The organism is Oceanotoga teriensis (assembly GCF_003148465.1).
Classification (GTDB): Bacteria; Thermotogota; Thermotogae; order Petrotogales; family Petrotogaceae; genus Oceanotoga; species Oceanotoga teriensis.
In genome coordinates, this window is sequence record NZ_QGGI01000012.1 from 1 (window position 1) to 21,773 (window position 21,773).

Annotated in this window: 23 protein-coding genes; 15 read left to right on the plus strand and 8 right to left on the minus strand. The window is 24.2% G+C overall.

Features of this window, described 5'->3' with window-relative positions; genetic code table 11:
* Positions 1–154: 154 nt before the first annotated feature.
* From C7380_RS08670 to C7380_RS08690, 5 genes are all read right to left on the minus strand, one after another.
* Positions 155–979 carry an ABC transporter permease gene (locus tag C7380_RS08670; protein ID WP_109605111.1) on the minus strand — a complete coding sequence of 275 codons (825 nt, stop codon included), beginning with the start codon at positions 977–979 and terminating at the stop codon, positions 155–157.
* A 19-nt stretch (positions 980–998) separates the two neighbouring features.
* Complete coding sequence (locus C7380_RS08675; RefSeq protein WP_109605112.1) at positions 999–1,997, minus strand: ABC transporter ATP-binding protein; 999 nt, start codon at positions 1,995–1,997, stop codon at positions 999–1,001.
* Positions 1,998–2,206: 209 nt separating this feature from the next.
* On the minus strand, positions 2,207–2,494 hold the full coding sequence (locus tag C7380_RS08680) for a DUF4491 family protein (RefSeq protein ID WP_109605113.1): 288 nt from the start codon (positions 2,492–2,494) through the stop codon (positions 2,207–2,209).
* A complete protein-coding gene (locus C7380_RS08685) occupies positions 2,491–3,141 on the minus strand; it encodes an SGNH/GDSL hydrolase family protein (RefSeq protein ID WP_158274857.1) in 651 nt (216 codons plus the stop codon). Before C7380_RS08685 ends, C7380_RS08680 begins: the two co-directional genes overlap by 4 nt.
* A gap of 56 nt (positions 3,142–3,197) precedes the next feature.
* Positions 3,198–3,692, minus strand: a complete 495-nt coding sequence (locus tag C7380_RS08690; protein WP_109605115.1) for an inorganic diphosphatase — start codon at positions 3,690–3,692, stop codon at positions 3,198–3,200.
* A 185-nt stretch (positions 3,693–3,877) separates the two neighbouring features.
* On the opposite strand from C7380_RS08690, the gene C7380_RS08695 reads away from it, so the two are divergent.
* The gene (locus tag C7380_RS08695; RefSeq protein ID WP_109605116.1) at positions 3,878–5,152 is read left to right on the plus strand and encodes an ArsB/NhaD family transporter; all 1,275 of its coding nucleotides are present in this window, start codon (positions 3,878–3,880) and stop codon (positions 5,150–5,152) included.
* A 19-nt stretch (positions 5,153–5,171) separates the two neighbouring features.
* Entirely contained in the window at positions 5,172–6,119 is a 948-nt protein-coding gene (locus C7380_RS08700; protein ID WP_109605117.1) for a hypothetical protein, read from the plus strand.
* Between the two features lie 155 nt (positions 6,120–6,274).
* Here C7380_RS08700 and C7380_RS08705 read toward each other — a convergent pair whose 3' ends face one another.
* The 3 genes from C7380_RS08705 to C7380_RS13550 are packed head-to-tail and all read right to left on the minus strand — an operon-like array spanning position 6,275 to position 7,573.
* A complete protein-coding gene (locus C7380_RS08705) occupies positions 6,275–6,505 on the minus strand; it encodes a hypothetical protein (protein ID WP_109605118.1) in 231 nt (76 codons plus the stop codon).
* Positions 6,502–7,038: a hypothetical protein gene (locus C7380_RS08710; RefSeq protein ID WP_109605119.1), complete on the minus strand. Its 537-nt coding sequence runs from the start codon at positions 7,036–7,038 to the stop codon at positions 6,502–6,504. The genes C7380_RS08705 and C7380_RS08710 overlap by 4 nt, the downstream gene beginning before the upstream one ends.
* Positions 7,031–7,573 carry a hypothetical protein gene (locus C7380_RS13550; protein WP_158274858.1) on the minus strand — a complete coding sequence of 181 codons (543 nt, stop codon included), beginning with the start codon at positions 7,571–7,573 and terminating at the stop codon, positions 7,031–7,033. Before C7380_RS13550 ends, C7380_RS08710 begins: the two co-directional genes overlap by 8 nt.
* Positions 7,574–7,815: 242 nt before the next feature.
* Here C7380_RS13550 and C7380_RS08725 point away from each other — a divergent pair, with 242 nt between their 5' ends.
* The 13 genes from C7380_RS08725 to C7380_RS08785 all read left to right on the plus strand — a co-directional run bounded on the left by C7380_RS08725 (position 7,816) and on the right by C7380_RS08785 (position 21,769).
* Entirely contained in the window at positions 7,816–9,057 is a 1,242-nt protein-coding gene (locus tag C7380_RS08725; RefSeq protein WP_109605122.1) for a M23 family metallopeptidase, read from the plus strand.
* 110 nt (positions 9,058–9,167) lie between these two features.
* The gene (gene rpmE, locus C7380_RS08730) at positions 9,168–9,380 is read left to right on the plus strand and encodes a 50S ribosomal protein L31 (RefSeq protein WP_109605123.1); all 213 of its coding nucleotides are present in this window, start codon (positions 9,168–9,170) and stop codon (positions 9,378–9,380) included.
* Between the two features lie 235 nt (positions 9,381–9,615).
* The gene (locus C7380_RS08735) at positions 9,616–9,993 is read left to right on the plus strand and encodes a S1 RNA-binding domain-containing protein (protein ID WP_206050574.1); all 378 of its coding nucleotides are present in this window, start codon (positions 9,616–9,618) and stop codon (positions 9,991–9,993) included.
* 100 nt (positions 9,994–10,093) lie between these two features.
* Positions 10,094–11,359, plus strand: coding sequence for a histidine--tRNA ligase (gene hisS / locus C7380_RS08740; RefSeq protein ID WP_109605124.1), 1,266 nt, complete (start codon positions 10,094–10,096; stop codon positions 11,357–11,359).
* Between the two features lie 13 nt (positions 11,360–11,372).
* Positions 11,373–12,230 (plus strand): hypothetical protein, encoded by an 858-nt coding sequence (locus tag C7380_RS08745; protein WP_109605125.1) that lies wholly within the window; start codon positions 11,373–11,375, stop codon positions 12,228–12,230.
* A 45-nt stretch (positions 12,231–12,275) separates the two neighbouring features.
* The gene (locus tag C7380_RS08750; RefSeq protein WP_109605126.1) at positions 12,276–13,499 is read left to right on the plus strand and encodes a DegT/DnrJ/EryC1/StrS family aminotransferase; all 1,224 of its coding nucleotides are present in this window, start codon (positions 12,276–12,278) and stop codon (positions 13,497–13,499) included.
* A complete protein-coding gene (locus C7380_RS08755) occupies positions 13,496–15,349 on the plus strand; it encodes a nucleoside-diphosphate sugar epimerase/dehydratase (protein ID WP_109605127.1) in 1,854 nt (617 codons plus the stop codon). The genes C7380_RS08750 and C7380_RS08755 overlap by 4 nt, the downstream gene beginning before the upstream one ends.
* The gene (locus tag C7380_RS08760) at positions 15,333–16,313 is read left to right on the plus strand and encodes a glycosyltransferase family 2 protein (RefSeq protein ID WP_158274859.1); all 981 of its coding nucleotides are present in this window, start codon (positions 15,333–15,335) and stop codon (positions 16,311–16,313) included. Before C7380_RS08755 ends, C7380_RS08760 begins: the two co-directional genes overlap by 17 nt.
* On the plus strand, positions 16,310–17,215 hold the full coding sequence (locus C7380_RS08765) for a glycosyltransferase family 4 protein (RefSeq protein WP_109605129.1): 906 nt from the start codon (positions 16,310–16,312) through the stop codon (positions 17,213–17,215). Before C7380_RS08760 ends, C7380_RS08765 begins: the two co-directional genes overlap by 4 nt.
* Positions 17,216–17,232: 17 nt before the next feature.
* A complete protein-coding gene (locus C7380_RS08770) occupies positions 17,233–18,540 on the plus strand; it encodes a hypothetical protein (protein ID WP_146192163.1) in 1,308 nt (435 codons plus the stop codon).
* Between the two features lie 56 nt (positions 18,541–18,596).
* Positions 18,597–19,205 (plus strand): DUF8042 domain-containing protein, encoded by a 609-nt coding sequence (locus tag C7380_RS08775; RefSeq protein WP_109605131.1) that lies wholly within the window; start codon positions 18,597–18,599, stop codon positions 19,203–19,205.
* Positions 19,206–19,215: 10 nt separating this feature from the next.
* Positions 19,216–19,650 carry a flagellar export chaperone FliS gene (gene fliS, locus C7380_RS08780; RefSeq protein WP_109605132.1) on the plus strand — a complete coding sequence of 145 codons (435 nt, stop codon included), beginning with the start codon at positions 19,216–19,218 and terminating at the stop codon, positions 19,648–19,650.
* Between the two features lie 322 nt (positions 19,651–19,972).
* Positions 19,973–21,769, plus strand: coding sequence for an LVIVD repeat-containing protein (locus tag C7380_RS08785; protein WP_109605133.1), 1,797 nt, complete (start codon positions 19,973–19,975; stop codon positions 21,767–21,769).
* The last annotated feature ends 4 nt before the right edge of the window (positions 21,770–21,773 follow it).

Consider the following 21,773-nt stretch of genomic DNA (forward strand, 5'->3'; position numbering starts at 1 on the left):
TTTTGCTATCTTTTTTTCTTTCTTCCCTTCTCTTTTTTCTCTTTTTTATCGCTTTTTATTCCTTTTTTTACTTGTTTTTATTTTTGTTGCTTTTCGTTTACTTGTTTTTTATTTCATATCCCTTTTTTATTGCTCTATTTTTCAAGTCACTATTTTAATATCTATCAAATGAACCCGTTGTTTTGGCTTTATATTCTGTAAATGCAAAAAATAATCTTCCTATAATTATATATATTATTCCAATAATTATAGTTTTAAATATTGGAGAGGAAGCTTCTTTTAAAGTATAACCATTTAACATTATTAGTCTTGCTGCTTCTATTCCATGAGTAATTGGTATTATTTTTGATATCATTTGAAGCCAATCAGGAATTACAGATATTGGAAAAGTTATTCCACAAACTATCATTATTATACCTCTTGCTATATTCACCATAGCCCCTGCTTCTTTTGCCCATAGAACTATACTTGCAAAGATACTTCCTATTCCAAATGCTCCTGGCATCATTATTAAAAATATTACAAACCACATTAAAATTGGTGCTTGGAATTGTATTCTATATATCAAAATATATTCCGCTATTGCTATTATATTTGTTATTAAAGCTATAAAAAGTGATATTAATCCTGCACCAATTAAAAAATCAAATTTTTTTGTAGGAGTTAACCAATTAGATTCTAAAGTTCCAAGCATTTGTTCTTCTCTTAAGTATGTTCCAAAAGTCCAAAGTAGCATGTTAACCCACATCCAAGTAATAGTTCCAATTATTATATAAGCTATATAATTATCTGTTCCAGTAATGTTTTGAAAATTTTTTAATCCGGAATTATCTGGACCAGATAAGCCTATGGCACTTAATATATATATTAAAGGAAATATTAAAGGCCAAAATAAAAGTTGTATTATCCAAGTTGGATATCTTATTAGAATTATAAATTGACTTTTGAATACGGCATATATTGTTTTTAGTCTGTTCATTTAAAATCCCCCCAATTATTTAATTTTTTAGGTTTTTTCCAGTTATATTTAAGAAAACATCTTCAAGTGTTGTTTCTTTTATATTCATGCTTAAAATTTTGGAATTATTAGTATTTAATATGTTTAATACATCATCTATAATTTCATGACCATTATTTTGATGAATAATTATTATATGTTTTTCTTCATTTGCATCGTATTTATACATGAGATTTTTTATGTTTTTTATTTGATTTAATTCTTTTTCTAATTTTTTTGAATAATTAGTAATTTTAAATTTTATTTTTTTAGTTTCATTTAAAGATTTCTTTAATTTTTCTGGAGTATCGATTGCAATTATTTCACCGTTGTCTATTATTGCTATTCTGTCAGATAAAAAATCTGCTTCTTCCATATAATGTGTTGTTAATAGTATGGTTTTTCCTTCATCTTTTAAATTTAAAATTATTTTTCTTAAATTTAAAGCTGCTTGAGGATCCAAACCTAAAGTCGGTTCATCTAATAAAACTACAGGAGCATCTGGAATTAAAGCTTTTCCTAGTGCAACTTTTTGTTTCATTCCTGTAGAATATTTTTCTACTAATTCATCAGCTCTATCTTCTAAATCTATTTTATTTAAAATATATTGAGTTCTTTTTTTACCTTCTTTTCCGTTATAACCATATAATGCAGCAAAATATTCAAGATTTTCTCTTGCCGTTAATTTCCAATATACGCTTCTATCTCCTGCTAAAACTGTTCCTATATTTTTTAATGCTTTTAAAGGTTCTTTATTTACATCTATATTGTTTAGAAAAATTTTCCCATTGGAAGGTTTTAATAAACCAGAGAGCATTTTTATAGTAGTTGTTTTTCCAGCCCCATTTGGACCTAAGAGGCCAAATATTTCTCCTTTTTTTATTTGAAAACTTATATCTTTTACAGCTTTAAGTTCTTTTTTTTCTGTTTTTTTAAATAATTTTTTCTTTTTGATGATGAATTTTTTTTCTAAATTTTCGGCTATTACAGTGAATGACATATACAACACCACCTTTATTTTATTAAAGTGTATTTTAAATATTTTTATAAAAACCATAATTATTTTTCATATTTTTATTATAATATTTAAAAAAATAAAAGTCAAGTCTTTTTATATTAAAAAAAATAAGTTTATTTTTAAAAAAATAAATAAAAAACTGTGAATTTTTTAATTCACAGTTTTTAGTAGACTTTTTTTAGATTTTATAATTAATTTTTTTTGTTAGGATTTTTGGGGAACCAACCCTTTTTTACTCTTTCTTCTTGTTCTATTATTTCATGTATACTCCAAAGACATGAAAAACCAGTTATAGATATCATTGAAGAGATTAAAGTGTTGTTTATAAATATTGAAATTATTATGAATATTATTCCTAATATTAGAAAAATTGGCCAAGTTTTTTTCCCAAAATAATATTCTGTTTTTATTACTATTGGATGAAATATACCTATGATTATAAAAGCAAAAAAACCTATGAGAATTCCTTCAAAACTCATATATATATCTCCTTTTTTAAGGTCTTTAATATTTTTGTGAATATTAACATATGACCTTTTGAATTTGGATGTATTCCATCTATTGTTAGATCTATGTCTAAATCATCTAATTTTTTAAAATCTTCATATAGATTAATATATGTTAAATTGTAATGATTTGCTATTTTTTCTATTGTTTTATTATATTTTATTATTTCTAAATTTTCTTTTGAATAAAGATCTTTTCCAAATAAAAATTGATTTTTTATTTTTTTTGTATAAGGTATTAAATTCATCAATTTTATATTTGTTTTTTTATTGGTTTGTTCTATCATATTTATTAAATTTAATTCAAATATATCAATATCGCTTATAAACGGATCTTCAAAGTATTTTCCAAGTATTTCATTTGTTCCTATAAATATAAATAATAAATCAGGATTTTCTTTTATTACGTCTTTTTCCCATCTTTTTAATAAATCTATACTTTTATTTCCCCCGATTCCTTTATTTATTATGTTTAATTTTTTTTCTGGATTTTTTATTTTTAAGAAATCATTTATATGTCTAACGAATCCATTACCAATTTCATCAGGTTCCTTGTAAGTTGCTCCAGAATCGGTTATACTATCTCCTATGAATAAAAGAGTTTCATTTTTTTTAAACATTTTATATCTCCCCATTTAAAAAACAACTCATTCTGTAATTACAGAATAAGTTGTTTTTATTTGTTTGCTTTTTTATATCTTTCAAAGCCATCTTTTATAGCTTGAATTGCTGCTTCTTTGCTTTTCCAGCCATCTGTTTTTACCTTTTTTTCTTCTAATTCTTTGTATACAGAAAAGAAATGTTCTATTTCAGCTAAAAAATGAGAAGGAACTTCAGAAAGATTTTCTATATGATTCCATAAAGGATCTTTTTTAGGAACACATAGTATTTTTTCATCAGGACCTTTTTCATCTTCCATCATGAACATTCCAATTGGTACAGCTTCGATTACGCAACCTGGAAAAGTACTTTCCCATACTAATACTAAAACATCTATTGGGTCGCCATCTAAAGATAATGTATTTGGTATAAATCCGTAATCAGTTGGATAATGCATAGATGAAAATAACATTCTATCAAATCTTATTAATTTGTTTTCTTTATCATATTCATATTTATTTCTGCTTCCTTTTGGTATTTCTATAAATACATCAACTGTCATTTCTTTCATTTTTTTTGCTCCTTTTTTCATTTTCTATTTTTGATTATAACATAATTTTGTAAAATCAAATTTTTCTTTATTTGAATATATTCTTTACAACTATTCTAAATTATTGAAATATTTTGTATTGAATGCTAACAATTAAAAGTGTATAATTCTTAATTATGTAAATTTATTTTTAGGAGTTGATTTTTATGTTTTATGAGATTGTTTCTATAGGAGTATTTATCTTTGTAATGATTGCCATAATAACCCATAAAATAAATAGAACTACTGCTTCAATGTTGGGGGCTCTTATTGTTATTATTATAGGAGTTTTTGAAGATCAGATGGATGCTTTTACTGATTATATTGATTTTAACACTATATTTCTTTTATTAGGCATGATGATTTTTGTCAATGTTCTAAAAAAAAGAAATATTTTTACTTTTATAGGGGTATATACTTTAAAAAAAGTTGGGCATAGTGTTAAGAGCTTGTATTTTATTTTAATATTATTAGTTGCTTTGATTTCAAGCGTTATTGATAATGTTACTACTATACTTATATTTATTCCAATTTCATTGGCCATTTGTGATTCTTTAGATTTAGAATATTTTCCTTTAATATTGGCAGAAATATTTGCTTCTAATATTGGAGGAACAGCTACTATTATAGGGGATCCACCTAATATTATGATAGCTTCAGCAGCCGATATTTCTTTTGTGGATTTTTCAAAAGTTATGTTTCCTTTATCTTTAATAAATTTGTTGGCTTTAGTGGGATTTGTTTTTTTTGTTTTTAGAAAAGAATTAAATAAGAAAATAGAATCAAAAGTTATTGATAGTATGGAATTTGAAAGTTTGATTGAAAATAAAAAAGAATTTGTTTTATCTTTTATACTTTTAATATTAGTTATTTTATTATTTGTTTTTCAACATCAGTTGAATTTAGAAGCATGTATAATTGCAATGATAGCAGCGTTTTTTTCATTGTTTTTATTAGAAAGACATGACATAGATCATATATTAAAAGAGGTTGAATGGGAAAGTATTTTATTTTTTATGGGATTGTTTATAATAACGGGAGCTCTTGAAGAAACTGGAGTGTTATCTTTTTTAGCAGATAAATTAATTGGATTAACTTCATTGTCTTCAGATGTTTTCTTAGGACTTTTATTGATAATATCATCATCAATTTCTGGATTTCTTGATAATATCCCTTTTACAGCAGCTGTTATTCCTGTTATTGAGAATCTTATAAAATTGAGTCCAAAGATAAACTTTAATATATGGTATTATTTATCTGCTGGGGCTTGTGTAGGAGGTAATATGACTTCTATAGGTGCTTCTGCAAATATAATTGCTTTGGCCTTATTATACCAGTTTAAAGGTATGAAAGTTTCTTTTGGAAGATTTTTAAAATATGGGTTTTTTATAGTTTTAATAAATATTATTATATCTTATATTTATTTTAAAATTATATTTTGATATTTTAAGGGGGAGGATTATGGGATTGAAATATATTTCTTTTATTATTATTTCTTTTTTTACTATTTATTTGTTTGGTTTATCTTTTATATCGTCTTTTCAAGATAATATTTATGTTTTTTTAGTACTTTTATTTCTTATTTTGGGTATTTTAAATTCAATAATTCGAGAATTTTTTTTAATTTCTAAAAAAGATAAAAAATTTTTAAAATTCAATTTTGAAGATATTTTTTTTGTATTTTTAGGAGCTTTTATTGCATACGTTTTAAATATATATTTAAAACAAGGGGCTATAATAGCGGCAAGTTTAGTTGGTATTATTTCAAGTTCTTTTTTAAAAAATAAGAGTATTCCTATTTATACGGGTGCTTTTGCTGGAATGGTATCTCCAGATCTATATCATGATTTTTATCATATAATTATTGTTTCTTTGATAACGGGTATTTTTTATGTTTTATCAAAAGATGTTTTTAAAGGAATTGGTGGAAAACTTGGTGCTACAGCTTTTGTTTCATGGGTTTTGTTATCTTTCATATTTGATTTTTCATTTATAAAAGGTGAATTTTATTATGATTTAGATTTTGTTGTCTTTTTTATAAGTTTTTTGGGAGTATTTTTGACTTTTTTTTTGCAATATTATTTAAATAAAGATTTAGTAGCTTCATCTTCCATATTGAGCCTTTTGGGTGCTTTAATTTTTCCTGTTATCTTTTTTGAAAAAGGAGTTGATTTATCAATTTTATTTATGGCATCTACTTTTGCTGGTATGAGTACTGATAAAAAGATAAATAACTTTGCTTTTATGGTTTTAGTATCATTCTTTGTTTCTATTATTTTTGTTTATAGTTATAGTCATTTTGGTGGTGGTGGGGGTAAACTTGGAACCATATCTTTTGGATGTGTTTTGGGTGTGAAAGGAATTTGTAATTTTTTTAATAGACACAATATATTTATACTCAAAAAGTAACTTATTGTTGATTTAAAATTAGCTTTTGAACATGTTAATTTAACATATCATCTGATATAATTATATCATAAGATTAATTAATATAGTTTATTTATAGTATAGATAATTTATATAGCTTATATATAGTATAAAATCCGATCGAAAGATCGGATTTTTCATTTTAGTAGTTTATTCAGAGTATTTATAGCATTTATACTATTATTACTTAATTCTTTTATTTGTTTTTTTATTGAGATGGTTTTTATTATATTAGATTTGTCAATTTCAGGTTCTATAATATTTTCTTCAACTATTGTTTTTGTTAGAAGTTCTCCTATTTTTGAAGCTTCTTCTTTTTTTAATTCTTCAAGTATATTTAAAATTTCATCGGTCTTTTTTTTAATCATATTTTAACCTCTTTGTTTATAATATATTTGTTTGCTTCTTTTATTATTAAGTTCGCTTCTATTAATTCGTTTAATGCTAAAGTTGTTTGAATTTGCCATCTTATTTCATCTTGAGTTATTTGATTAAAATCTATTTCTGGATTTAAATTGTCATTTATTCTTGGGAATAATAAATAATAAAGATCTTTTATTGTTAAAAAAGTATCAAATTCCTTTAAAAGAGATAATATTTCATTTTTATAATCTACATTTGTTTTGAATTTGTTTTTTATATGTTCATTTATGACTTTTAATTGATTTATATTTTTATGTTCTTTCGGCATTAAATATTTTAATTTTTGTTTTTTTATTTTTTCTAAATCTTTTATGGAGTTACTTAAATCTTTTATAGAAGATTCAATGGTATTTTTAATTTGTAAATCCATTATATTTATTTTTTTATTTTTGTATATTTTTTGATATTTCCTATGTTCTTTTTTTATTATTTGTATTAGCTCATCTATTTTTATTATCAATAATTTTTCATCAATCATATTTTACACCTCTATAGATTGGGGGTCTTTTGAAGAATTTTTTATATTTATTAATGAATTTATATGCGGTTTCTTTATCTGTTTTATAAAGAATATCTGTGAAATCAAAATATTTAATATCTTTTAATTTTTTTGCATCAAATTCTTTTAAATAATGAATTATTTCTCTGAATGATTCATCGGCAAATAGGTTTTTTATTTCTATTATATTTTCCATAGAATTTGAAGGAATATTTAAATTTTCTATTTTTTGTATTATTTTTTCTTTTTCTGAGTTGTTTAAAGATTTATTTTTTATATTTAAGTCGATTTGTTTTTGTTTTTCGAAGATTTTTTCAGGTGAGTTTTTTTGATTTTTTTCTTTTTTTATTAATTCTTTTTTTACTTTTTCAGCTAATTCAGGTTTATTTTCCATTAAAAATTTTTGTGCAAGAGTTAAGTAATAATCTTTAGTATTTTTTAAAGGTTTTTTTAAATAACTATTCAATTTTTCCTCGATTCTTTCAATATCTGTTATTTTTCTTATTGTATTCATAAGGCTCCTCCAAATTAATTATTACTATATATATATTAACAGATTATAAGTGATTTTTATAATTAATATTTATATTCTTATTTGCAATAGTTTTTGTATATTTATTTGAATTTTACCATAATTAATTATTTTGTCTATTTTTATTTTTATGTTATTTTATGTAAAAATTTTAGAAACTTGATGCATTTTTTTAATTTTTTGTATATAATTGAATAGAGAATATTATAGTGAGGTTATTTTAAATGAAATATAATAATTTTTTTGTTTGTCTTTTCTTTTTGATAATTCCATCAATTGTTTTTTCTAATGTATACTTTTTTTCCAATGTAATTGGAGAAAAAGAGTATTTTTTTGATGGGGAAAATATTTTATTGTCTATAGATAAAGTATCTCAATATACGGACTTTGATAATGTTGTCAAAAATGATTTTTTGATAGTATTACAAAATGATACTGATAAATACTTTATTTTTCCGGATAATAAGATAGTTGTTAAGAATTCTAATAAAACATATTATTTTTCTGAATCAGATTTAATTGAGAAAAATCAGGATTTTTTTATAAGTGAAAAACTTTTAAAAGAACTTTTTGGTATAGAAAAAACTTTTAAATCTAATAATTATTATTTTAATTTTAAAGATTATAATTATGTTGAACCAAAAGAAAGTAAGAGCTATATTATGAGAAAAGTTTCTGGTCTGGATATTTATGAAAAAGGGTATTTTTATTCTGTGCAATCAAATGATTCTATTTTAAAGATTTCTAATAAAACTGGAATTTCTGTTCAAGTTTTGGTAGATAGAAATGAAGATATTGTTTATAGTAAATATTTGTATAAAGATCAAAAACTTTTTATTCCAGAAAAAAATGTGTTTTATTATAAAGTTAGAAGTAAAGATACTTTGAATATTTTGTCTAAATATTATTTTACAGATACGGCTAATATTAAATGGGATAATAGTAAAAAGTTTTTATATGTTGGTGAAATTATTGAAATCCCTGCAGAATCAATAGGTCTTTCTTATAATAGAAATCAGGAAATTGGATGGCCTGTTATAGGTGTTATTTCTTCTTTATATGGTTATAGAATACATCCAATATATAAGACGAGAAAGTTTCATAGTGGCCTTGATATAGCTGCTCCTGAAGGTATACCAGTTATGGCTTCTACTGAAGGTAAGGTTGTAGAGGTTGGCTATGATGAAGATGGATATGGAAGATATGTTAAAGTTTCTTATAATAATAGATTTTATATGTATGGACATATGAGCAAAATTTTAGTTCCTGAAGGATATTATTTGAATAAAGGTGAAACTTTGGGCCTTGTAGGCTCAACAGGGCTTTCGACAGGACCTCATGTCCATTTTGAAGTTAGATATTCTAATAATTCTACTATAGATCCTTTGAAAGTGTTAAAAAAGAATATGCAAGATACTTATTTAGTTAATAGTTCTGATTATAAGTACAATTCTGGTGGCGAATAATAATTGTCTAATTAGTTAATTTATTATTAAGTTATCTATGTTTCTTGACACTATTAATTTTATTATGCTATAATATACCGGAAATAATATAAATAAGAGGTGGATTAGTTATGAAAAATGGAATACATCCTGAAATGAAACTCATAACTGTTAAATGTGCTTGTGGTGCTGAACACAAGATTTATTCTACAGTTGATTCATTCAGATTGGATGTTTGCTCAGAATGTCACCCTTTCTATAAAGGTGAAGGTGCTGGACTACTTGATACTGAAGGAAGAATTCAGAAATTCAATAACAGATATAAAAACTTCCTCAAGAAGTAAAAAAATAGGGGAGATATTATCTCCCTTTGTTTTGTTTTAAATTTTTAATTATTATAGATAAAAGTATCCAGGCGATTGGGCCTTGCATTTCAAGAAAAAGCTTGAATATCCAATCGTCAAAATAATTGGACTTTTCGGAGGTGAACACCATAGCCTGGGCCCGGGCCGCGAAATTGCGAAATCACGACTTTGCAAGGTTCTCGTGAAAAATCATTAGAAGGGCAGGGGTATTTAAGTGAGCGAAAGTATTGCCCAAGGTTCTTTTGTTAACGCCAAAGTTGTTGATATCAAAAAATTTGGTGCTTTTGTAGAGATTGAATCAGGTGAAGAGGGATTTATTCATATTTCTAAGGTTTCTAAGAAATATGTTAAAGACGTGACTGACTTTTTAAAAGTAGGACAAGAGATTACAGGTAAAGTTATCGGTAAAACTAAAGATGGTAAATATGAGTTATCATTAAGGGAAGGCGACTCTAAATCTACAAGTGATGAAGGGGCAGCTAATTCAGAAAATTTTGAAAAGAAATTAACACGCTTTTTAAAAGATTCTGATAGAAAAATTTCTGAATACAGAAAACATTTAGATAAAAAAAGAAAGTCTAGAAGAAGATAATAATAAATTTATAGGGAGCTTATAGCTCCCTTTAAGTTTATTTAAATAGTTTTGTGATAAAATATATATATTAGATAATTGGGTGTGAGGAGGACAAGACTTGAGTAAGTTTAAAAGAATTAAAGGAACTCAGGATATTTATGGTGAAGATATAAAATATTGGGACTTTATAGAAAAAACTATGAAAAAAGTTTTTTTGAAATATGGGTTTAAAGAAATAAGAACACCAATTTTTGAGAGTACAGATCTTTTTAATAGAGGTGTTGGTGAGGGAACAGATATTGTTCAAAAAGAGATGTATACTTTTGAAGATAAAGGCGGTAGATCTATAACTTTAAGACCAGAAGGTACGGCTTCAGTTGTCAGAGCATATATTGAAAATTCTATGATTAATTTTGGTTCACCAATGAAATTATTTTATAATGGTCCTATGTTTAGATATGAAAAACCCCAAGCTGGTAGATTAAGACAATTTTATCAGATAGGTGCAGAAGTTTTTGGTACTGAATATCCTCTTTCTGATGCTGAAGTTATTTGTATGATAAATGATGCATTTAAAGAATTGGGATTAAATAATTATACTATTAGACTTAATTCTATAGGCAAAAAAGAAAGTCGTGAAGAGTATAAAAATATTTTAAAAAATTATTATTCTGATAAATTCGATGATTTGTGTGAAGATTGTAAAATAAGGTATGAAAATAATATTTTAAGATTACTTGACTGCAAAATAGATACAAATTATGCCAAAAATGCACCATCTATACTTGAGAGTTTAAATCATGAAGATAAAATGCATTTTGATAGTGTAAAAAAACATTTAGAAACTATGGATGTTCCTTTTATAGTTGATGATAAGATTGTTAGAGGTTTGGATTATTATACTCAGACTGTTTTTGAATTTATACATGAAGGTTTAGGTGCACAATCAACTTTAGCTGCTGGTGGAAGATATGATAATTTGGTTTCTGAAATAGGTGGTAATAGTACTCCAGCTATAGGTTTTGCTATGGGTATTGAAAGGCTTGTTATGGCTCTTAAATCTGAAAATATTATTATTGATGATTGTGAAGATATTGATGTATACATAGTTAATTCTGGTGAAAGTGCCGAATTTGAGGCTGTTAGAATAGCTAGAGAACTTAGAGATAAAGGTATTAAAACTTTTATGAATATTTCAAAAAGAGGTTTTTCTTCACAAATGAAACATGCAAATAAACTTAATGCAAGTTTTGCCGTTATTATAGGTGAAGATGAAATAGATAAAAATATAGTTACTTTTAAAGATATGGAAAGTGGAGAACAAATTCAAGTTGAAAGAGGTTGGTTTGTCAATTTGATACTTGAGAAACTTGCAAATAAATAGTGGAGTGGTTTTTATGTTATTATTGAGGCCTTTTATGGTGTTTATTGCAATGATTCTTTTTTATATTCCTCCTTTACAATTTATTGGAATAGCTTTATTGTTTTTTATTTATCATGTTTTAATAAAAAATCGTAATGAACATATAAAAAAGATGAAAGAAGTTTATAAAGTCAATAATTGGAATTTTCCTTTGGAAAAAGAAGGTAACCCTTTTTTATGGCTTTTCGTTTATATAGGATCTTTGATTGTGTTGTTTTATTTTAGCACTGAAGTTACCAATGAAGTTATGGCTTTGAGTTTAGAAGAACTTTCTCTTTATAATATTGAAAAATGGAAGTCTTTTTTGATCATTTTTTCATTTTTTACAATGTGGGTCTCTTATACTTTTATGATAAATAGAATCATTAAGGATCAATGGAAACTTCAAGAATCTGAATTAAATCATAATATTGTTAATAATAGAATTATAATTTTAAGAGAAGGCAGTATCGTAATGCTTTTTAGAGTTTTAACTCTAAATTTTTATGAATGGTTTGTTTTATTTTCTTTACTTAGAGAAACAGCTCTGCATTATTTTGAAGATGGAACTGCAACAGGCAATTATGAAAATCTAATTTCTGATAAAATAAAAATTAAAGATGTAGCTAAAAAAGAATCTCATGAAACTGATATTCAAGAAAATAGTGTTGAAAATATATATGAAAGAATAAAAAAAGATATTTCTTTTTTAAATGATAATGAAAAATATTCTAAAATATTTTATGAAGTAACCTCTCTTTCGAATGAAAAAGCCAAAGAACTTTTATATTTGCTTTTTAAAGATAATTGGATTTCTAAAGAAGAGTATGATAAAATAAATAATTTTATTTAATTGAGGGGGTTAAACCCCTCAATTTATATATAAGGGGGAATTTTTTTGAAAGTTCCATTATCATCACCAGATATTACGGATTTTGAAATTAATTTTGTTAATGATGTTTTAAAATCAAATCAATTGGCATTAGGCCCATATCTCAATATGTTCGAAGAAAAAATAAAAAAATATTTTGGGGTTAAATATGCCATTGCTGTCAATTCTGGAACTTCTGCATTACATTTGATTCTTAAAGCTATGGAATTTAAAAGAGGAGATAAATTGATAACTACTCCTTTTACTTTTATATCGAGTTCTAATGTTGCTTTATATGAAGATGGGATTGTTGAGTTTGTTGATATAGATAAGGATGATTATAATATATCTATACCTTTGTTGAATAAAAAATTAAAGGATTTAGATCGAGCTTTTTTTATGGGAGTAGATATATTTGGTCAATCACTTGACTGGGATAGTATCGATTATGATAAAAATAAAATATTTATTATAGAAGATTCTTGTGAGGCTATTGGTGCTGAATATAAGGGGAAAAAAGTTGGTACTTTTGGTAAGGCTGGTACATTTGCATTTTATCCTAATAAACAGATTACTACAGGTGAAGGTGGAATTGTAATAACTGATTGTGAAGATATTTATAAAAAATGTAAATCTATGTCCAATCAGGGCAGAGGCGATGATATGCAATGGCTTGAACATGTAAGAATTGGATTTAATTATAGAATGGATGAAATGTCAGCAGCTTTAGGATATGGTCAAATGATTAGACTGGATGAAATTTTAAAGAAGAGATCTTTAATAGCTGAAAATTATTATGATCTTTTTTCAGAAGAAAAAAGAATTGTTTTGCCTAAAATAAATAATTTTAATATTCCAAGTTGGTTTGTATTTGTTATTAGGCTTGATTTAAATTGGGTATCGAATTTTTTAGATTTGCCAGAGTGGATTATAAATTTTGATTTTTCTGAAAGAATAGAATCTGATAAAAGAGATGTGTGGAGTAAAAATATCTTTAAAGTTCAAAATTTTTTGAATGATTTTATAAATAAATTGACTTTAAAGGGTGTACAATGTAAGAATTATTTTAAACCCGTTCATACACAAAAATTTTATAGAGAAAAGTTTGGTTTTGAATATGGAGACTTTCCAATTACTGAACTTATTTCATCTTTAACAATAGCTATACCTTTTTTTACTAATTTAACTTTTGAAGAACAAGTTTATGTTTTTGAGTCTATTAAAGAAGTCTTGGGAGAGATGGAAGTATGAATTTTGTCTTAAAAAGAAAATATAAAATAGTTTTTATAGATTATATTTTATTTTTTATCTCTTATTTAATAGCAATGTTCATGAGGTTTCAATTTGATTTTGATGAATTTTCTAAATATATTTCTCCTATAATTTTATATCCATTTATAATGATTGTAATTTTTAAAATAACCGGAGTTTATAAATCTATTTGGAGATTTGCAACTCTTAAAGAACTTTTACCTATTTTTTATAGTGGATTTTTTGGATTTTTAATAAACTTTTTTATCTTTGAACTCTTTAGTAGATATGTTACTGATTTTTTTATATTACCTTTTTCGGTTGTATCTTTTGCAAGTTTATTGGGAGTTTTGCTTGTTTCATGGAGTAGAATTTTTTGGTTTTCATATAGCAAGAAAGATAAAAAAGCTGTTAATTTAAGCAAAAAAATTTTGATAATTGGTGCTGGAGATGCTGGTGTTGAATTACTATCTGAATTTGAGAGACATCCTGAAGCGGGAATAGTTTTAGGTTTTTTGGATGATGATGATTCTAAAATAGGTAGAAAAATAAGAAATTATGAAGTGCTTGATAAACCAGAAAATATTATGAAATATGTAGAGAATATGGAAATTAATGAGGTCATAATAGCTATTCCTTCAGCCAATTCAGATGAAGTTAAAAATATTCTTGATTTTATAGATAAGTCAAAAGTAAGAGTTAAGACTCTCCCAGGAATTTTTGAAATTCTTAATAATAAAGTATCTCTTGGTTTTCTTAGAGATGTTGAAATTTCTGATTTATTGGGGAGAAAGGAAATAGAAGTTAATTTAAATGAAATAGAAAGTTATATAAAAGGAAAAAATGTTTTGATTACCGGTGCGGGTGGTAGTATAGGAAGTGAAATATGTAGACAAGTTTCAGCTTTGAAACCCAAAATATTGTATGTTTTAGGTAGAGGTGAAAATAGTATTTTTAAGATAAATAAAGAGTTAAAAAATAAATTTCCAAATTTAATGATTGAAGAGATTATATGTGATGTTACTAATGAAAAAAGACTTTATAATATTTTTAAAAAATATAAATTTGATATAGTATTTCATGCTGCGGCACATAAACATGTTCCTTTAATGGAGAAAAATCCATCTGAGGCATTTATGGTTAATACTTTAGGTACTTATAATATTGCCAGATTTTCTGGAGAGTTTAATATAGAAAGATTTATATTTATATCTACTGATAAAGCTATAAATCCAACTTCCATAATGGGAACATCTAAAAGGCTTGGTGAAATGCTTATTAGATCTATATCTAAAGATTTTGATACTAAATTTGGTATTGTTAGATTTGGAAATGTTTTGGGTAGTAGAGGAAGTGTAGTTCCAATATTTAAAGAACAGATAAAAAATGGTGGCCCAGTTACTGTAACTCATAAAGATATGAAAAGATATTTCATGACTATTCCTGAAGCAGTAGCTTTAGTTTTACAAAGTGGAAAATATGCTGAAGATGGAGAGGTTTTTATTTTGAATATGGGAGAACCTGTTTTAATAGATTCTCTTGCAAGGGAATTGATTAGATTATCTGGTTATGTTCCAGATCAAGATATAAAAGTAGTTTATACAGGTATAAGACCAGGTGAAAAATTATATGAAGAATTGTTTTTAGAAACAGAAGAATTTTTGAAAACAAATAATAGTAGAATATTTAAACTTAAAGCTAATAATATGATAGATTATGATAAAATAAATAATTTTGTTGAATTTTTAAATATGGCAATTGAATCAAATAATTTTGATCTTATAAATGCGATTATTGGAAAATATGTTCCTGATTCTAAAGCGAGGGTTGATAATGAAATTTCAAGATAAATTTTCTATTTCAGTTATAATTGTATGTAGAAATGAGATTGACAATATTGAAAATTCTATAAATTCTTTTTTTAATCAAAAAAGAGTTCCCGATGAAATAATAGTTGTTGATGGTATGTCTGATGATGGAACTTATGAAAAAATTGTCGATTTTAAAGATAAACATAAAAATATAAAAATATTTCAAAATGAAAAAATTTATACGCCTTTTGGTCTTAATATAGGGATAAAGAATTCTAAAAGTGATTTTGTTATGATTGCAGGAGCGCATACTATTTTTGATGAGAATTATATAGAGGTTTGTATGAATTTTCTGGAAAATAATGAAAAAGCAGAAATCTGTGGAGGCATAGCTAAAGCTTATGCTTCTGAAGGAATTTTATCTAAATCTTTTGCTAAAGTTTATTCGAGTATTTTTGGTGTTGGAGGTTCTAAACATAGGTATTCAAATAAACTTCAAAAAGTTGATACTGTAGCTTATGGGGTTTATAAGAGAGAACTTTTTGATAAATATGGTTTTTTTGATGAAAGACTTATTAGAAATCAAGATATAGAACTCAATTATAGATTTAGAGAAAATAATGTTGATATTTATTTATTACCGATTGAAAATTTTTATATAGTTCCAAAAAACTTAAAATGTTTTTTAAAAAAGAATTTTGACAATGGTTTTTGGAATTATATAACATTGAAAATAAATAAAAATGGAATTGGATTAAGGCATTTTATACCTTTGTTTTTTTTAATATATATTTTTATGTTAATTTTATTTACCATTCTTAATATTTATTTATTTAAAGTTATTCTAATCTTTATATTATTTATATATATTATTATAGATTTGTTTTTTTCTTTTGAAAAAAATTTTATATCTTTTTTGTTTAATTTTATATTTTATCCAATGCTTCATATTAGTTATGGACTTGGAACTTTTATGTCTATAATAAAAGGGGGAAAAGTATGATTTTTATTCCTTTTTTTTTGAATATTTTAATAACTCCTTTTATTATTAAATTTGCTTTAAAGTTTTCTATTGTAGATAAACCAGATAATAATCTTAAAAATCATAAAAAAATAACACCTTATCTTGGTGGATTGTCTTTATTTTTGAGTATTTTACCTTTTTATTTTGATGATTTATATTATATAATTCCAGCTTTTATAATAATGATTATAGGACTTTTTGATGATATTAAAAATATTAATCCTTTTTTTAGATTATTTGTTGAATTTGCTGTTATTACTTTTACTGTTGTTAATTTTCATATGGGATTTAGTATTATTATAAATATACTTTTTATAATAACGGGAGTTGCTTTAATAAATGCTGTTAATATGATAGATGGTATGGATGGACTTTGTTCTGGAACAGCTTTAATATCACTTTTATTTTTTGCTATAATAAGTAAAAACTTTGATATATTATATTTTGTTTTTGCTTTATTAGGATTTTTAGTATTTAATTTTTATCCTGCAAAAATTTTTTTAGGAGATGCTGGATCATATTTAATAGGGTTTACTTTATTTTATAATTTTAATTATCTTACGTCTAAATCGGGTTTTGGTGGATATTTTATAGGTTTAATCATAACAGCTTATTTTTTTACAGATTTGTTTTTTTCTATTTTGAGGAGAATTATGAATGATAAATCACCTTTTTATGGTGATAAAGAGCATATTTATGATAAAATTAGAAGTAGATTTAATACTAAGATTTCAACAACGGTTTTGATTAATTATATTATAGTTTTTTCTTTTGGTTTAATTTCATGGTTTTCATGGTTTAAACCTTATCTTGGGATAGGTATTGCATTTGTTTTGTTTTTATTTACCGGGGTTTATTTTAGATTATATAAGTATGATTGAAAAGAGGTGCATTTTTATTGGCAATTTTGAAAGATAGCCGTAGAAATTATTTAGTCGTTAAGCCTTGGGCTGTTAAAAAAATATTTTTTAATGATAATTCTGAATTAGATGATTTTGATATTTTTGAAAAATATACATTTGAAGTAGAAGCTAAAACAGGAAGCTTTAAATGGATGTTTAATGAATTTAGTCATGAAAAAATGGATGATTTTGAAAATTTGAAAGTGGATATAGAGTATATTCCACTTGTTTTGACTTTGTTCAGAATAAATAAATTTTTGAATTCTAATTATAAAAATATGGCTTCAGTTTTATCATCTGATTTGGATAATATGACAAATGAAATAATTACTAAAGAAAGTTTACTTTTTGCAAATGAAGAGAGTTCTAATATAGTTTTTGTTTATTTGAAAAAGAAAAAAACTACTATTGAGCATCATCTTATATTTAGTAGTATGGATTATAATAATTATTTTGACATAAAAATTAATGTCAAACCCGATATACTTTTGAATTTTTATTCAAATTTATTGAATGAATTTAATAAGTATAGATTAGAAACTTTGCCTGTAGTTATTCAAAGTATGTCAAATGTTTATGATGAAGTTATAAAAGGTATAGATGTTTTGAATTATGATAATATAAAAGATATTGAAGATAAGATATTTTCCATTTATGATATAGATATCATGAAAATAATAGATCCCATAGATTCTTCTACAGATTTTGAAGATTATATTAATTATCTAAATTTTTTGTATAAAGAAAACAATAATAATAAAGATGAAAATGAAGTTGAAATAGATTTTATGATAGAAGACATGGAAAATCTTGAAGAACAGATTAAAAATATACTTGAAAATGAAGATTTTTCTGAAGAAGATGGAGTTTATAGTGTTAATATTTCTGGGAATGATGTGCAAAACAGTGAAAATGAAGAGTTATTTAATGAAATAGAAGAAGAAATGATGGAAATTCTTGATGGGATTATTTTTGAAGATGATTATGATGAAGATTATATAATTGATGAACTTAAAACTCTCATAAAAAATGTAAATTTTTTATTTTCAAATAATATTTATACTAAAGCAGATTTTCAAAGAAAACTTCTGTTGGATATAATAAATGCTTATGGAGTTAAAAAAGTTTTGAATATAACTAATTTACTTCAAGAAGTTTTCGAAGATATTAGCATAGAAATGGAAATAGATAGTGTTTATGCAATTTCTGAAGATAAGATTATAAATGATTATAAGAAATGGTATAAGAATATTTTCAGTAGTAAAGGAATATCTATATTTAATGCCATTAAAAATGGTAAGTAAAGCCTTTTTGTTTTTAGACGATTATATAATGATAAACTTTTTTAGGAGGCTTTTTTATGAGCGATAAAGTTTTACTGAGTTTAAGTGGTATAAAAAATGAAAATTTTGAAATTGAAAAAAATGAATTTGAAACTTTTGAAAAATTAGTTGATTTTTATGGTGAGGATACAAAAGGAATTTTAACTTATATCAAAATTAATGATCAAGAAATACCTTTAAATTATTTCGATGAGGTTAAAAATGCATTTTTTGAAGGTGGAGAATCTATAGAACTTATGTTTGAAACTAAAAAATCAGTATTAAATTCTCTTATAGAGGAAGGATTTGAATATATAAATAAGGTTAGAGAAAATCTTGATAATCTTTCTAAAGAAGTTTTGATGAATAGCCAAGAGGGACATAAAATGTTAGGATCTCTTAGTGAGGGGTTTGAAGCTTTACTGACTATAATTAATCAGACTAATGAATATATAGGGGAAGTTACGTATAATGAACAACAAATAGAAAAAATTAAGAGCATATTATCTACAATAGTACAAGCTCAAGCTTCAAAAAATTATATAGAATTATCAGATAATGTAGATTTCGATCTTCCAGAAATTATAAATATATTTGATGATGTTTTGAAAGAATCAAAAAGAATTTTAAATCATAAAGTAAATTAGGAGGGATCATATGTATCAAAATCCCAATTCCAATACTTATTTAGAAAATTCGGTTAATACTGCAAGTCCTGCTAAATTAGTTGAAATGCTTTATAAAAATGCACATGAAAGGCTTCAACGTTCTTTAAAATTAATAGATGATAAAAGTATAGCAGAAGTAAATTTTGAATTGAAAAGGGTTCAGGATATAATAAATGAGTTAAATGTATCTTTGAATATGGAAGTTGGCGGAGATATATCTGTAGGATTGAGATCTTTATATTCGTATTTAAATAGAAGATTGCTTGAAGCAAATATGAAAAAGGATAAAGAAATTATTTTAGAAGTTGATGGATTTTTAGTTGAATTACTTGAAACTTGGAGAGAAGCTATGAAAAATGCTCCTCAGACAGTTAAAGAAATGAATAATGATATTAAGAGATCTAAATTTGATATAGAAACTTAATTTTTAAATCATTAGAGGGGGCCTTTGGGCTCTCTTTTGTTTTTTGTTATAATAATATTAAATGTAGTTTATATTTCTAGTTTAATTTAAAATAAATTTATTAAAAACGTTACAAATAGAAGTTTTTTTTAAAGTTTTTTTATTAATATATTATTGTGTTAAAAAATACGTATATTACAGCGTATATAGAATATGAAATAAAGGAGGGTAGAGGTTATAGTAAAACGTGTAATATTATAAAACTTTTAAAATAATTTATGATGAAATTGGTCTTGAATATTATATAATAAAAGTTTTATAAGTTTTATATAACTTATTATAAATGCCTTTTAATAATAGATTTAAAAACTTTAGAACTATTATATATTTATTGATCGTTATAATTGTTTATTTTATCATTTTTTGGGCTTATTCAAATGTAGATGGAAAGGAAAATGTTTCTGTTAATACTGGCACCATAGACATTGTAGATATAAAAAACGATAAAAAATTGGATTATAAACCTTTTGAATTTGAAAAAGAATATGGAATAATTCTTGGAGGCTTTGATGGTATTTATGTTTTTGATTTTAAAACAAATTCTATAATAGAAAATTTGAGAACTGGTAAGTATATAAGTGAAGTTATAAAAGAAAAAAATATTCTTTATTTAACAGATAGAGAAGGTTTAAAGATATATGATTTTTCTAATATAAAAGAACCTAAATTAATTAATTCTTTTAATACTTATGGAGAATCATTGGCTTTTGATAAAGTTGAAGATTTTGTATACCTTGCCGATGGCAAAAATGGAATAGTTTCTTTTAAAATAGAAGAAGATTTTAATATATTGATAGAACAACATGTCAAATTAAATGGAATAGTTTTATCTATACTTCATTATGATGATTTTATATTTGCTATGGGGCCAAAATTAGGACTTTTAACTTTTGAAATAAAAGATGGAAAAATCTTTGAATATAGTCATTATAATGATTTTATTAATCCTACTTCTATGCAAATTTTTGAGGATAATATTTATTTATTAGATGAATATAAAGGTCTTTATATGTTTGATATAAAAGATATTATTAATGATGCTAATACTCAACCTGTTAAAATTTATCCTCTTGAGATGACATCTTCTTTTTATGTCAACAAAGATGGTATTTTTTATGCAAATTCAAAAGGTATTTTTGATTTAGCAGGTGATGAAATAATAAGAGAAAATTTTGATAGAACTAAAATAAAAGTTAATGATAATCTTATATATATTTCTCAAAGAGAAAAAGGTTTTAAAGTATATGATATTTTAAAAAAAGAATATGTATATAAGTATAATATATTAAATTATATAAATAATTTTAAAGTATTTGAAAATGGTATTTTAATAGAAGATTCTTCTAATATAATGTTTATGGATAATGAAATGAAAAAAATATGGGATATTAATTTAAATGGAGAAGTTTTAAAATATTCGAAAGGTTTTTTAGTAAGTGGGGATACATTTTTTTCTATTGTTGACAATAAAAAGAAAGTTACTTATGATTCGACTATTAATGTAAATAATTTTAAAAGTATAAATATAGGTGATTTTATTATAAATGAAGATGGAATTTTCAGATTTGAAAATTTTGATAATTTATATGCTGGAAAAGTTAATGATTTGTGTGAATGGAGTAATGGATTTTTATTTAATGATGATAATAATATATATTTTTATGATTATGAAAATTATGAAGTTACAAAAAAATTTTTTCATACTAATAAAATTCAAGGGGTTTTTACATTTGAAAATGGAATTATTTTTTATACAAATTATAGTTTTTATATTTTAAATAATGATTTTGATGTTATAGATAGTTTTCAATATGATATAAAACCAGATAATTTTATAGTTTCTGAGAATAAAGTTTTTTTTACAATTCAAAGCAGATTTTTTGTTGTAGATATCTTTAATACTGATAGGTATAAGATAAAAGAAATGGAATTGCCAATAGTAGATATAGATTATTTCGAAAATAAAGTGTATATATCTCTTTCTTCAGAAGGTATTATTTGGTATGATATAAATGAAAATCTTGATTTAGAGAAGCTTGGAGAAGTTTTGATCTTTAATGCAAATAATTTTTTATTGTAATTAA